The organism is Rhodococcus sp. OS5 (assembly GCF_056837585.1).
This window is the reverse complement of record NZ_JBWWRK010000002.1, coordinates 619,038-632,379: the sequence shown is the minus strand read 5'-3', so window position 1 is coordinate 632,379 and position 13,342 is coordinate 619,038. Positions and strand designations below refer to the sequence as shown.

Genomic DNA, 13,342 nt, shown 5'->3' with positions numbered 1-13,342 from the left:
GTCTACAATGAATATTCCTCAATTGTGCTGTGGGACTGACTCAGTGACGACCTGGCAGGTTGACTGGCGGATGTGCAGTATGCGAAATGTGCGCTATTCCTCATCAGCTGGACTCGTCCGTACCACCGGTTCGGAAAGCGCCGACCTTATTCAGGCTCGAAGGATCGCTTCGACGTCCCGCACGACGCTCTAGCCGTCAGTCGACCGGCCTGAGCGGCATCGACCGCACTTTTTCGATGAATTGACGAGTTTCCTCGACATCGCGTGGACGGTAGACGCGCATGCCGTAGTAGAACTTCTGCCCCTCGGTCGCGCGAATGACATTCGGCTTGTCCGCTATCCGGCCGTCGCCGAACCAAACACTGACGGTGCCGTCGTCGTTGCGCACCAGTTCGCTGTCGGACAGGCCAGGACGGTCGACATCGAGCCAGCCCATCCCGTCGTACTTGATCACCGAGAAATACCCGTTGTGCTCGTAGTCCAGCGGCGGAACATCGAAAGTCCACACATCAGCACCGGACGAGGTGGCCGCCGCCTGGAAATACTGGGCGTCCGAGGGCGGCAAACCACCCCAGCCCAGGCGCGCACCCAACAGATGTTGGTAGGGGTCGGTACCAGCGGGCGTACCGAACGCCTGGGAGAAATCCGCTTCTGCGGCATGGGTTTCCAACTCGGCACCGACTGACTTACGTGTGTCCTCGTCGAATTCCCGACCCCGATACGGGCGGGAGGTAGATGCGGTAATGCGGCGTGCGTCCTGCAACTCGTGGGCGCGCTCGAACCCGCCGACGGTCGCGGTGCGGCCCCCGACATACACGTGAGTGCCAGCAGAGAGGTCCACGTTGCGCACCGTCATCGACTCACCGGGGTACACCACACCGACAACGTAATGGTTTTCGTCGATGATCTGCGCTATCTGATACTCGTCCGACGCCGCGAGCGAAAATGTGGCCTCCTCGCTCACATCGACGACAGCGGAGGAATAGATCAGGTCCACGTTCGACCGGATCACGACCTGGGTTTCGACGTTCACCGGCACCCTGGAGTGGGAGTACTCGTTGACCGGCGCCTTGGCCAGCTGCTCCCGAAAATAGTGCGCGGTTTCCGCCTCGACGAAATTCTCTCGGGTCACGATCTCAGCCACAGGGCACCCCTTCTCGACTCGACACATTCAATGCCGACGCTAACCGGCCGACCAACCACTGTCCTCGCCCACCACGGATGAATTCACTCCTCGCGATATCCGCCGGATCTGCCTCATTAACCGAGTAGGCGCTCCGAAACGACGCCACCGCCAGCCGACAACACCTGATGTGGGGTCAACCACCGCTAACGGTGCGTTGCATCGTCGTGGTTAACGTCCATACGCTCAAACCCGCGCCTTTGCCGTGAACCCGAAGGTTCATTTCCTCAGGGCTGGGGCGTGCGTGTGGTTGTCTCAGTGGTTGTTTCGCTCGGTGTGGTTGAGTCTTCGAGCAGACGAAATGCATTCGCGAGGCCCGCTGAGAGAATCTCATGGGAGAGCGTCAGGTCCGACACCGCCCGTGAGAGTTGCACGGTGCCGATCAGGGTGGACATCAGCCCGATTGCCAAGGTCCTCGCGGCGGCCGTGTCGTCGATGTGGGTACGGCGTGCAACGACAGCGATCATGGCCTCAAGACCGTCCGTGAATGATTGCTGCACAAGCGGTTTCGCACGACTGATCTCGCTGAGCAGAGCAGCGGAGGGGCATCCGTTTTCACGCTGGTCACGGTGCTTCGACGACAGATAGCCTTCGATGTAGGCCTGAAGCGAGTGTCCGTCGTCAGGAAGGGATTCGAGCGTATTGAGTTGCGCTGCCAGTTGATCGGCGATGACCACTGCGACGAGCTCGTCCTTCGATGCGAAGTGTGCGTAGAAGGCGCCGTTCGTCAACCCGGCGTCGGACATCAACGCACTCACGCCAGCGCCGTCGATCCCATCCTTCTTCAGGCGCCGACCCGCCGCTTCCACCACCCGAGCACGTGTCTGTGCCTTGTGTTCACTGTCGTATCTCGCCATGCCGATCACCCTCCGTGCTGTTGTATGCCTTGCTCTACCGCAGTGTATCCGATAGCCTTACGACCATAATAGTATGGACGTAATTCAATTGGCGCCTGACAGTCAGGCCCCTCCATTCGGATCGAGGACAGACATGCCAACCCACCGCGGCGAGCCTTCCGGCGACCACACCTGGGCCACGGCCCCGACGAAATACGTCCGCGCCGGCGGCGTGAACTTCACTTACCGCGAACTCGGCCCACGGGGCGGCGTTCCGGTGGTGTTCCTGCACCACTTCGCCGCCGTCCTCGATGACTGGGATCCCCGCCTCGTCGACGGTATCGCCGTGCACCACCACGTCATCACGTTCGACAACCGCGGTGTCGGTACCACCGACTCGGCCGTTCCTTCCGATCTCGAACAGATGGGACGCGATGCAGCGACGTTCGTTCGCGCGCTCGGCCACGACAGCGTCGATCTGCTCGGGTTCTCACTCGGCGGCGGGGTAGCCCAGATGCTCGCCCTGCAGAATCCGGCGCTGGTTCGGCGCATGGTGCTGGCCGGCACAGGCCCACGCGGCGGCGGCGGCATCGATTCGATGGGCAGGATCGTGGGACTTGCCTACCTCAAGGCCGCCCTCGCCCGGAAGGACGCACGGCACTTTCTCTTCTTCCCCCGCACAGAGGAAGGAAAGCGCGCCGCCGACAACTATTTCGCCAGACTCGCCGAACGCGTCGTCGACCGCGACAAGCCCATCTCGATGCAGGCGCGCCTCGCTCAACTCCAAGCGATCATCGGAGGAGGGAAAGCAGCACCCGACAACCTATCTCGGATCACTGTGCCCGTGTTCGTCGCGAACGGCGACAACGACCTGATGGTCGCCGTTCGCACTCCGCCGACCTCGCACGGCGTCTCCCGAATTCGCAGCTGACGATCTACCCGAGATCAGGACACGGCGGCATATTCCAGTACCACCGCGAATTCGTACCGGCAGTACTGGCTTTCCTCGGCGAAACTCATTCCGCCACAGCAGGTTCCTCGGCCAACGAGATAAAGACAGGTGGTCAGTCGTGAGAGCGTTCGCCTTCACCGGGTACAAGCAACCGCTCCGGGAAACGGTGGCACCGGAACCGATCGTCGGTGACCACGATGTGCTCGTCGAGATCCAAGCAGCGGGCCTCAACCAACTCGACGAAAAGATCCGCACCGGCGAGTTCAAACAATTACTGCACTATCGCACGCCATTGACCCTCGGGCACGACCTGGCAGGCAGCGTCATCGGAGTCGGTGCGCGCGTCCGAGGGTTCTCCGTCGGCGACGAGGTCTATGCGCGCCCCCGCGACGGCCGCATCGGCACCTTCGCCGAACGCATCGCCGTTCACGAAGATGATCTCGCGCTGGCACCTACATCGATCAGTGCTGTCGAGGCCGCCTCACTGCCCCTCGTCGCGCTCACCGCCTGGCAGGCGCTCGTCGAGCGAGCGAATGTGCAGCCCGGACAAAAAGTGTTGATCCATACCGGAGCAGGCGGAGTCGGATCGATCGCGATCCAGCTCGCCAAACACCTCGGAGCAACCGTCGCCACCACCGCCAGCGCCGCCAACGCCGACTTCGTCCGCGACCTCGGCGCCGACGTCGTCATCGACTACCGCACCGAGGACTTCGAGAAAGCCCTGACCGGCTACGACGTGGTCCTCGACAGCCTCGGCGGAGACAACCTCGAACGGTCACTACACATACTTCGCCCGGGCGGAACGGCAATAGGAATCGCGGGCCCACCCGACCCTGCCTTCGCAAGCAGCGCCGGGCTCAATCCGATCGTTCGACTCGCGATCACCGCCCTGAGCCGCAAGATACGCAGACATGCCGCGAAAGCGGGCGTGAGTTACGAATTTCTCTTCATGCGCGCCAGCGGCGAACAACTACGTCGCATCACCGAACTCGTCGACGACGGCGCCATCCGGACGATCGTCGGGAGGACTTACCCCTTCGGCGAAACACCAGACGCACTCACAGCTCTTGCATCGGGACGTATCCGAGGCAAAGCCGTCATCACCCTGCCCACCGCCCGAACCACCTCGGAGAACCCCACATGAACACCTCGAACAACCAGGGCGCCTACGCATCCGCACCGACCAAGACCATCACCGCGGGCGGAAACACCTACGCCTACCGCGAACTGGGGCCCACAGGCGGTCTCCCCGTCGTCTTCCTCGTCCACCTCACCGCCAACCTGGACAACTGGGACCCCCGCATCGTCGACGCCATCGCACAGAACCGTCACGTCGTCACCTTCGACAACGTCGGCGTCGGCGCATCCACCGGAAAAGTCCCCGACACCATCGAAGCAATGGCCGCCGACGCCTACACCTTCATCACCGCGCTCGGCTTCGACACGATCGACCTGTTCACCTTCTCCATGGGCGGCTTCATAGCCCAAGACCTGATCCTCGAACACCCACACCTGGTCCGCAAACTCGTCCTCACCGGCACCGGACCTCGCGGCGGCAAGGACATCGACAAGGTCGCTCGGACAACATACTTCGATATTCTGCGCGCAACACTCGTACGGGCGGACCCCAAGGAATTTTTGTTCTTCAACCGCAACCCCGCCGGCAAGACCGCAGCCAAGGCATTCATCCGGCGTTTGAACGAACGCAGCACCGACCGTGACACCGCCGTCAAAATATCAGTGCTGCGGACCCAACTCGCTGCCATCAAAGAATATGGACGCTCCGCCCCATCGGACCTTTCCCGCATCACCGCCGCCACCCTCATCGCCAACGGGGACAACGACCGCATGGTCCCCACCCCACTCTCGCAAGACCTGCACCGCCGCATCGCCGGATCCGAACTCATCATCTATCCCGACTCCGGCCACGGCGGGATCTTCCAACACCACGACCGATTCGCTCACGTCGCAGTCGAATTCCTCGGCCACTGACCACCTCTCGGCACACCCACCCCGGATCGGAAAAGGACATATGCCCTCAGTACTCGTCACAGGAGCAGGCCGAGGAATCGGCCTCGCCATCACCCAGCGCATGAGCGAGGCCGGGTGGACCGTCTACGCCACCGCCCGCTCCGAAACGGCGCTCACCCGCCTCGGCCAGCTGCACAACGTCCACGCCGTCCCCCTCGACATCACCGACAGAACAGCGATCGCAGCACTGCCGACACATCTTCCTGCCGAACTGGATGCGGTGGTCAACAACGCAGGCATCATCGTCAGTGGCCCGATCGAGGCCCTCTCGATCGACGACCTCACCCACCAACTCGATGTCAACGTCGTCTCACAGATCGCCGTCATCCAAGCCGTGCTACCCGCGATCCGAGCAGCACAGGGCCGCATCGCGTTCATGTCCTCGGTCAGCGGCCTGATCACCACCCCCGGCACCGGCGCGTACAGCGCATCGAAGTATGCAATCGAATCCCTCGCCGACGCACTACGAATGGAACTGCGTCCCTGGAAAATCCCCGTCTCACTGATCGAACCCGGGCCGATCCGAACCGACATGTGGGAGGGAATGCTCGACGACTACGACGCCATGACCGCACAGCTGAGCCCGGAAAACAGGGAACTCTACGCAGCGCACCTCGCCGGCAGCCGCACCCTCTTGGGGCGAATGCAACAGATCGCAGCTCCCCCCAAGCGCGTCACCACAGCCGTCCACCACGCCCTGACCTCACCGCACCCCAAACGCCGCTACATCCTCGACACCGCCAGCCGCATCCAAAAGCTCGCCGTAGCAGTAACACCCACAGCGATCACCGACAGGCTCCTCGCCGCAGTGACCACCTGACCGCACTCCTACCTCATTCGTGCCGCCGGGGAAACAGTGCCGCTACTCGCTGACGTCACCTCGGCTGCACGTTTTCCGTGCCGATACGAGAGTTCTCGCCCACACGACGGTAGCGATCGTCCCGTCGCGAAACGTACGGCAAGAAGTTGCGTCGACTGCGATTGGCATCGAATGGCAGAGATCGCAGTCTCTTCCTCGGTGTTCAAACCACAGCCGAGAAGGAGTTTGCGCAAATCTGTCGAAGAGATCGCAACCGAAGCAGGTGCGTCGCCGGCACTTCTCTACCACTACTTCTCGACCAAACGAGGCTTCCACGGCTCATCGGTCGCAGACAAGTAGGTGGGAATTCACGGAGACGCTCGTTGCTGCTCGGCAGATCAGGAGAAGACAATCTCGGCGCCCAACCCTCGGACAGGTCGAACACCTGTTTAAGCTCGCTCACCTGGCCGTCCGACGATACAACGCCGGGGGAGATTCTGCTGCTGTCGCTGCAGTCAACTTCTGCATGCCAAGTTCGGCGATCGGTTAAAGGATAAGATACCCGCCGTCCACAGGCATGTCGATACCTGTAACGAACGAGGATTCGTCGGATGCGAGAAAGACTGCGGCCGAAGCAATGTCCTCGGGTAGACCCATACGTCCCATTGGGATCCTGGACAGGACGGCCTTCTCGAGTTCCGGGGAGCTATCCCTTCGGAACATCGGTGTGTCTACTAAGCCTGGCGCAATTGAATTGACCCGGATCTTGGCTGCAGCGTTCTCCACGGCAGCGATGCGTGTAAGCGCATCAAGTCCGCCTGATCGATTTCTCGCTGCCCATATCGTCGCCAGTGACCACCCGTACTCACCGGGGATACAGAGGAGTCATCGGAGACCGCGTGCCTCGACGAGCCATCTCGCAGCCGCAGAGTTCGGTGAATGACAAAGCTCTTGACCTAGCCGTTCGTCAGCCTCAGTCAGTGGGCTCAGCGTCGAACCTTCTATCCGCTAACGGATGCGAATGTGAAATCGATAGGACTTTGACAGGTGTCCATGATCCCTAGCTCGCGGATACTGGTCGGTCCTCGGGTCTGAGCGAGATCCCTCTGGCAGAATTCGAAAGGCCACACTACCGATGACATTCCCTAGTAGTACACACCGCGGGAATGTTGCGAGGGCAGTCGAAACGCCATTGTGGCGCGACCGCAAAAGGTACCTGTGGCCGCTCGGATTGCTGATTCCACTCAGCCCGTTCATCTCCTGGTTTCTCGTCGACAACCTTCGTCTCGGATTGTTCTGGGCGACCGGCGCGTGGCTGCTGGTCATCGTCATCCCGATCATCGACATGCTGGCCGGTGAAGACGGCGAAAGTCCGCCGGACGATGCGATCCCACGACTGCAGAAGGACCGCTACTACCGCTGGTGCACTTACGCGTTCCTCCCCTTGCAATACGCCGGTCTGGTCTTCGCCTGCTGGTGCTGGATCAACGCTCCGATGGGAATCGCGGAGAAGATCGCGATGTCGTTCACGGTGGGCGTCGTCGCCGGCGTCGGTATCAACGCGGCCCACGAGCTCGGCCACAAGAGCGAGAAGATCGAACAGTGGCTCGCGAAAGTGGCGCTTGCGCAATCTCTCTACGGGCACTTCTACGTGGAACACAATTTCGGCCACCATGTGCGTGTAGCTACTCCGCAGGACCCGGCCAGCTCACGGTTCGGTGAGAGCTTCTGGAGGTTCTTGCCACGAAGTGTGTTCGGCGGGCTGCGTTCGGCATGGCGCATCGAGAGCGCTCGACTCCAGAGGAAAGGCAAACGAACCTGGAGCTTCGAGAACAATATTCTCAACGCTTGGGCGATGAGTGTTGTCCTCTTCGCGACGCTGATCGGTATCTTCGGTTGGGAGGTCGCGCCCTGGCTCCTGCTGCAGGCAGTTGCCGGATTCACCTTCCTCGAAGCCGCGAACTACCTCGAGCATTACGGCCTGCTGCGTGGCAAGCGTGCCGACGGCTCGTACGTTCGCGCCAGCCCCGCTGACAGTTGGAACAGCGATCACGTCGTGAGCAATCTGTTTCTCTACCAACTCCAGCGGCACAGCGATCACCACGCCAACCCGAAGCTGCGGTACCAAAGTCTGCGTAGCGCGGCCGAAGCGCCGCAACTTCCGGCCGGCTACGCAGTGATGATCGTGATCGCGTGGATTCCACCACTGTGGCGCCGGGTGATGGATCAGAGATTGTTGGACTACTACGAGGGCGACACAGAACGAATCAACATCGGCTGACCAGCCCCTGGTAGTCGACCAGGCCACCCTCGCGACGGCCTCTGACGATGGGGACTTCGTACGAGTGATGACCACGACGTCTCCGTCAACGCTTCGTGACGGCAATAGTCGCCAAGGCAACTATCAGGCAGCAAATAGCTTGCACACCCAATTCGGATCTGCCGGCAATCAGCTCGATAGGGGTCGCCTCTGCTTCGACCCACTCCTCCCTTGTCTACTGGTGCGAGGTTCGAGGGTGAACGTGCGGGTGAATTCATGGATGAAGCGCGGGTGAGACTGCACATCGTCGTGGATCCCGATACACATACGGAGGAACTTGCGCGATTTTCTCGAGCCGGCTCCTTCTCAAGCACAAAAAAGGAAAGGACTGTTGGTGTTCTCGACACAGACTCAGGCGTGGGCAACTGAAACCCTCACCGCCCTCGAATCAGTGCCAGTGCGGCACAGGGCAATGGCTAGCCTCGACACTCCAGCCCGCCTCACCACAGTCCATTGCCTCCTTGGATCCCCCGCTGATGCCTTGCTACGAGCGTGGGCGACATCGGGGTCCCCCCGAGCTGCCTCCGCAGCAACGATAAGCCGTCCGATCCGCGAAGCGACCGACGACATCCACAACCTCATCGACAGCACAGAGCCGGCCACGAGACGGCTCGTTCTGACCTTCCTGCATTCAGGCCCGACCGTGGATCCCAGTGCCGACTCCTACCTTCTCGATCTTCTCGCCCAGTACGACCATGTCGATCTGATCGTTCCCACAACACACCGTCGTCTGGAATGTGCTGCCCAGAAATACGGCCTGACGGTCCACGCCATAAGTGCGGACGACCTCGTCTTCACCGAGGACGACGTCCACGCCCTCGCCTCCAGCGTCGGTCTCCCCGCATCGGTCGCCGAGAAGATTCACCACAGCACGGCCGGAATACCAAGCGTCGCGATGGATACGATCACCGAGCTGGCACTCCGCCCCGTTGCCGCGTCAGGGTCGCCCGAGCAGTGGCGTGCCGCCGCGGAGCGATGTGTCGGCCGCTACCTCGCGACCCTCACACCCGGCGGGCGTAGTAGCCGTCCCGGGATTCTCCTCGAGGCGTTGTCCATTGCGCATCTGATCGATTCCGATGTCGCGGCAGTGCTCACCGACAACGCAACGACCACCGAAGACCTCCTGGCGTTCGAACAGTCGGGAATTCTTCTCGCAGTAGAACCTTCGGAAGACATGCCTCGGACGTGGACGATGACGGCACCTCTGCGAGCACTGTTGAGTCGACACCCCCCTGTGCAAGACACCGCACGCAGTGAGCGCATGATCGCGCTGGCGCACCATCATCGCCGAACGCAGACACCGCATCTCGCACTCCGGTACGCCGCTGAGGCGCACGAGTGGCCATTGGTCGTGGATGTCGTCGAAGAGTCGTGGGTCTCCATGCTCGCCCAACACATGGCGTTACTGCGCGATATCATCGGTGTCGCAGATTCGACACACAAGGCCAGCACGCGCGCAATAGTGCGCGGCAGCGTGTGATTGGATAACTGATGGCGGGACTGGTGTTCTGGGTGAATGGCCAGTCCCGCCACCTGCTCAACGCGCCTAAGTGCACGTTGATTTCTAAGGCGCTCAGCCGGTGATCTACCGTGGTTCGGGAAGCCGGATCCGGTGGCAGATACGCCGGTCGGAGTTCGGCGACCCTGGTGCTCAGGGTGCGGATTGAGTGCTCCCTTCCGATGCGTTCGGCGATCACCGTTGCTGGCATCGTCGGGAACTCGTGGAGCAATTCCCGGATGCGAGGTTCGACGACGTCGACGACCTAACCAGATTTGGCGCGTTGGTATTTCGGTGGCCCGTCGGCGGCTAACGCCGAGCGGACCGTGTTGCGAGAAACGCCTATCAGGCGAGCGATTGCCTTGATCGGCAGTCTTTCGCTTCGATGCAGACGCCAGATTTCGGCCCAATCTTCCACGGACAGCATCCCTTCGTCCCTCCTGGCTCGACTAAAGCCAGGATCGGCGGTCAGGGGTCAATATTGAAGTGCCCGTACCTTGATCAGTTTTCACCTGCCATCGACAGTGACAGCTCCGTCCGCGACTACCTTCGTCCGCTGCGCACCATCGGCGCTGCGCACCATCGGCGCTGCGCCAGCCAGAAAGCAGATACCGACGGTCCGACGGATCACCTCCTGGATGCTACGACACTGAAGACAACCTCACCGACGACGAACAGATCGGACTCAAGCAGTTCCTTGCCAGCTGCCCACATCTTGAAGCAACTGCAGGGCAGGTCACTTCGTTCGCGGAGATGCCCACTAAACGCCTTGGTAGACAATTGAACTCGCGGCTTTCTACCGTCTCGGCAGATGATCACCCCGCACTTGCATCGCTTCGTCGAGGCCTCGATACCGACTACGCAGCAGTCCGCAACTGGCTGACCCTGCCCTTCGTTGTAGACGTGGACCGACGCGGCGTGAGGATTCTCGTGGGTGAGGTCGAGCATCTACTCGCGGTTGACGCTGGCGTCAGCAGGCGAGTTCGTAGAGCGTGGGAGCGGATAATCCGCGCGCGGCGAAACGTGCGCGTTCGTCAGCGGAGAGTGTGTGGTCGGTGACCGGTTGGATCTGGTACCCACTTATCAGAAGCCGAAGGCTTCGGCTTCCTCGATCCCCCAGTCCGGAAAGCATGCTTCGATCGCCTTCCTCTCGTCCTCCGGCAGTTCCGGACTCCAGCCGTACTTCCTCCAAAACCTCTCGCGGCGTTCCTGCATCATCGGTTCGTCCATCGTGTTCCCCTCTCTCGTCTCTCGCGTTGTCATTGTCCACGCCACCTTGCACGCGGCGCAGTGCCTCGGTTTGTTCGGCGCGCAGCTGCTCTCCGGCGGCCAGCGGTCCCCTCAGCTCGGCGACGCGCTCCGGATCGGGTTCAGCGGCTATTGCCGTGCGGAGTTCCTTCTGGCCGCCGGGAGTGGAGTCGTAGAGATCGCGAGTCTCGCGATAAGCGGCTTCGGCGACGGCCACCAGTCGTTGCAGGCGCGCGTGGCCGGGGTTCTCCTCGAGCCGAGGCAGGCCACGTCAGCTCCGAACTATCAGTACTTGTGGCCGGCAGCGGCCTTGTCGACCAGGGATTGCGGCGGCTCGAAGTGACTGCCGTACTTCGACGCCAGATCACGCGCGCGGTCGACGAAGCCAGGCAGGCCACCGTTGTATTGGTTGATGTACTGGATCACGCCGCCGGTCCAGGCGGGGAACCCGATGCCGTAGATCGAGCCGATGTTGGCGTCCGCGACCGTCTCCAGAACACCTTCGTCGAAGCATCGCACGGTCTCGAGCGCTTCGGCGAACAGCATTCGCTCCTTCATGTCCTCGAACGGAATTTCCGTGGACCCGGACTCGAACGCTTCACGCAGACCGGGCCAGATGCCGACCCGCTTGCCACTCTTGTCGTACGAGTAGAAACCGCCGCCGCCGGATCGCCCGGGGCGCTCGAGTTCACCGACCATCCGATCCATGACGGCGTTGGAACCGTGGAATGGAACGGTCTCGCCTGCGGCGAGCAGTGCCCGCTCGGTTTCTTTGCGGATCTTCTGCGGCAGTGTGAGTGTCAGTTCGTCCATTAACAGCAGTGGCGGTGCCGGGTATCCGGCCTGTGCGCCTGCTTGCTCGATGAACGTGGGGTTCACGCCCTCGCCGACGGCGGCCATCGCCTCGTCGAGGAACTTGCCGATGACGCGGGAGGTGAAGAACCCACGGCTGTCATTGACCACGATGGGGGTCTTGCGGATCTGCAGGATGTAGTCGATGACTTTGGCCAACACCGCATCCGACGTCTTGGCGCCTTTGATGATCTCGACCAGCGGCATCTTGTCCACTGGGGAGAAGAAGTGGATTCCGATGAAGTCTTCCGAGCGCGCAACTCCTTCGGCCAGGATGGTGATCGGCAGGGTGGAGGTGTTGGATCCGAGCACCGCGTCGGGTTCGACGATGTTCTCGATTTCTTGGAATACCTGGTGTTTGACTTCGACCGATTCGAATGCGGCTTCGATTACCAGGTCGACGCCCGCGAAATCGGCGGCGTAGGTGGTCGGTGTGATTCGGGCGAGGAGTTGTTCGGACTTCTCCGCCGTGGTCTTGCCGCGGGCGAGCGCTTTGGCCTCCAGCGCTACCGCGTACTGCTTGCCTTTCGCCGCAGCGTCGAGCGAGATGTCCTTGAGTACCACGTCGATTCCGGCTTGGGCGGAGACGTACGCGATTGCGGCACCCATCATTCCGGCTCCGATGACGCCCACCTTCTTTGCGGTGAACGTGTCGTAACCGTCAGGCCTTGACGCTCCACCGTTGATCGCCTGCAGGTCGAAGAAGAAGGCGTTGATCATGTTCTGGGCCACTTGGCCGGTCACCAACGAGACGAAGTAGCGGGTCTCGATCCCGTCGGCAGTGTCGATGTCGACGTGCGCGCCTTCGATCGCGGCAGCCATGATCGCGCGTGGCGCCGGCATCGGTGCACCCTTGAGTTGCTTACGGAGGAGACTCGGGATAACCGGTAGGACCTGGGCCATCTTCGCATCCGCCGGTCCGCCGCCGGGAATCTTGAATCCTTTGGTGTCCCAAGGCTGTACTGCATCGGCATGGTCGTGAATCCAGGCCTTGGCCGCCGGTAGCAATTCCGCCACCGAACCAACGACCTGGTCGATCAGACCCAACTCCAGCGCACGCGTCGGGCTCAGACGCGGCCCCTGCAGCAGGACGTTTGCCAGCGCCGCCTGGATGCCGAGCAGCCGTACGACACGCGAGATTCCGCCACCGCCGGGCAACAGACCCAGTGTGACCTCGGGTAAGCCGAGTTGATTGCCCTTGACGTCGGCCGCGATGCGGTGGTGGGTGTGCAACACGATTTCCAGACCGCCACCGAGTGCGGCGCCATTGATGGCGGACACCACCGGCTTGCCGAGCACCTCGAGTCGCCGCAGCACCTTCTTGAGTTCGTTGAGGTGGGTGGTGACCTCGGTGGCCGAAACCGGGTTCTTCGCCTGCGGTCCCCAAGCCTGCATGTCCTTGAGGTCACCACCGGCAAAGAACGTTCGCTTTGCCGAGGTGAGCACGACGCCGACGAAACTGTCCTTCTCGGCTTCGAGTCGGTCGACTGTCGCGGCCATTGACGACGTGTACAGGGCATTCATCGTGTTGGCGCCCTGATTCGGGTCGTCCATCGTGAGCACGAGGACGCCATCGGTATCGAGCGTCCAGCCGATCATGTTGTCAGTCATTGATTCTGTATG

At 61.7% G+C, this 13,342-nt stretch carries 11 protein-coding genes and 2 pseudogenes; 7 read left to right on the top strand and 6 right to left on the bottom strand.

Annotated elements, in window-relative coordinates:
* Nucleotides 1–196: 196 nt before the first annotated feature.
* On the bottom strand, nt 197–1,144 hold the full coding sequence (locus ACVZUB_RS33030) for a DUF1254 domain-containing protein (protein ID WP_482628723.1): 948 nt from the start codon (nt 1,142–1,144) through the stop codon (nt 197–199).
* A gap of 266 nt (nt 1,145–1,410) precedes the next feature.
* Nucleotides 1,411–2,040 carry a TetR/AcrR family transcriptional regulator gene (locus tag ACVZUB_RS33025; protein ID WP_482628722.1) on the bottom strand — a complete coding sequence of 210 codons (630 nt, stop codon included), beginning with the start codon at nt 2,038–2,040 and terminating at the stop codon, nt 1,411–1,413.
* Between the two features lie 133 nt (nt 2,041–2,173).
* Between ACVZUB_RS33025 and ACVZUB_RS33020 the strand changes: the two are divergent.
* The 5 genes and pseudogenes from ACVZUB_RS33020 to ACVZUB_RS33000 all read left to right on the top strand — a co-directional run bounded on the left by ACVZUB_RS33020 (nt 2,174) and on the right by ACVZUB_RS33000 (nt 6,161).
* Nucleotides 2,174–3,093: pseudogene (locus ACVZUB_RS33020) on the top strand (alpha/beta fold hydrolase).
* Nucleotides 3,090–4,115 (top strand): NADP-dependent oxidoreductase, encoded by a 1,026-nt coding sequence (locus ACVZUB_RS33015; protein ID WP_482628721.1) that lies wholly within the window; start codon nt 3,090–3,092, stop codon nt 4,113–4,115. The pseudogene ACVZUB_RS33020 and the gene ACVZUB_RS33015 overlap by 4 nt, the downstream one beginning before the upstream one ends.
* Entirely contained in the window at nt 4,112–4,963 is an 852-nt protein-coding gene (locus ACVZUB_RS33010; protein ID WP_482628720.1) for an alpha/beta fold hydrolase, read from the top strand. The genes ACVZUB_RS33015 and ACVZUB_RS33010 overlap by 4 nt, the downstream gene beginning before the upstream one ends.
* A 40-nt stretch (nt 4,964–5,003) precedes the next feature.
* On the top strand, nt 5,004–5,822 hold the full coding sequence (locus ACVZUB_RS33005; protein ID WP_482628719.1) for an SDR family oxidoreductase: 819 nt from the start codon (nt 5,004–5,006) through the stop codon (nt 5,820–5,822).
* A 171-nt stretch (nt 5,823–5,993) separates the two neighbouring features.
* Entirely contained in the window at nt 5,994–6,161 is a 168-nt protein-coding gene (locus ACVZUB_RS33000; protein ID WP_482628718.1) for a TetR family transcriptional regulator, read from the top strand.
* A gap of 186 nt (nt 6,162–6,347) precedes the next feature.
* Here ACVZUB_RS33000 and ACVZUB_RS32995 read toward each other — a convergent pair whose 3' ends face one another.
* Nucleotides 6,348–6,644: an SDR family NAD(P)-dependent oxidoreductase gene (locus ACVZUB_RS32995; RefSeq protein ID WP_482628966.1), complete on the bottom strand. Its 297-nt coding sequence runs from the start codon at nt 6,642–6,644 to the stop codon at nt 6,348–6,350.
* 292 nt (nt 6,645–6,936) lie between these two features.
* On the opposite strand from ACVZUB_RS32995, the gene ACVZUB_RS32990 reads away from it, so the two are divergent.
* Together ACVZUB_RS32990 and ACVZUB_RS32985 are read left to right on the top strand one after the other, a co-directional pair.
* Entirely contained in the window at nt 6,937–8,082 is a 1,146-nt protein-coding gene (locus tag ACVZUB_RS32990; RefSeq protein WP_482628717.1) for an alkane 1-monooxygenase, read from the top strand.
* Nucleotides 8,083–8,533: 451 nt separating this feature from the next.
* Complete coding sequence (locus tag ACVZUB_RS32985) at nt 8,534–9,601, top strand: hypothetical protein (RefSeq protein ID WP_482628716.1); 1,068 nt, start codon at nt 8,534–8,536, stop codon at nt 9,599–9,601.
* Nucleotides 9,602–9,710: 109 nt separating this feature from the next.
* Here ACVZUB_RS32985 and ACVZUB_RS32980 read toward each other — a convergent pair.
* The 3 genes and pseudogenes from ACVZUB_RS32980 to ACVZUB_RS32970 form a co-directional block, all read right to left on the bottom strand.
* A pseudogene (locus ACVZUB_RS32980) lies at nt 9,711–10,046 on the bottom strand (IS21 family transposase); the annotation flags it as partial.
* A gap of 543 nt (nt 10,047–10,589) precedes the next feature.
* Nucleotides 10,590–11,084 (bottom strand): hypothetical protein, encoded by a 495-nt coding sequence (locus ACVZUB_RS32975; RefSeq protein ID WP_482628715.1) that lies wholly within the window; start codon nt 11,082–11,084, stop codon nt 10,590–10,592.
* A gap of 68 nt (nt 11,085–11,152) precedes the next feature.
* Complete coding sequence (locus ACVZUB_RS32970; protein WP_482628714.1) at nt 11,153–13,330, bottom strand: 3-hydroxyacyl-CoA dehydrogenase NAD-binding domain-containing protein; 2,178 nt, start codon at nt 13,328–13,330, stop codon at nt 11,153–11,155.
* Nucleotides 13,331–13,342: the final 12 nt, after the last annotated feature.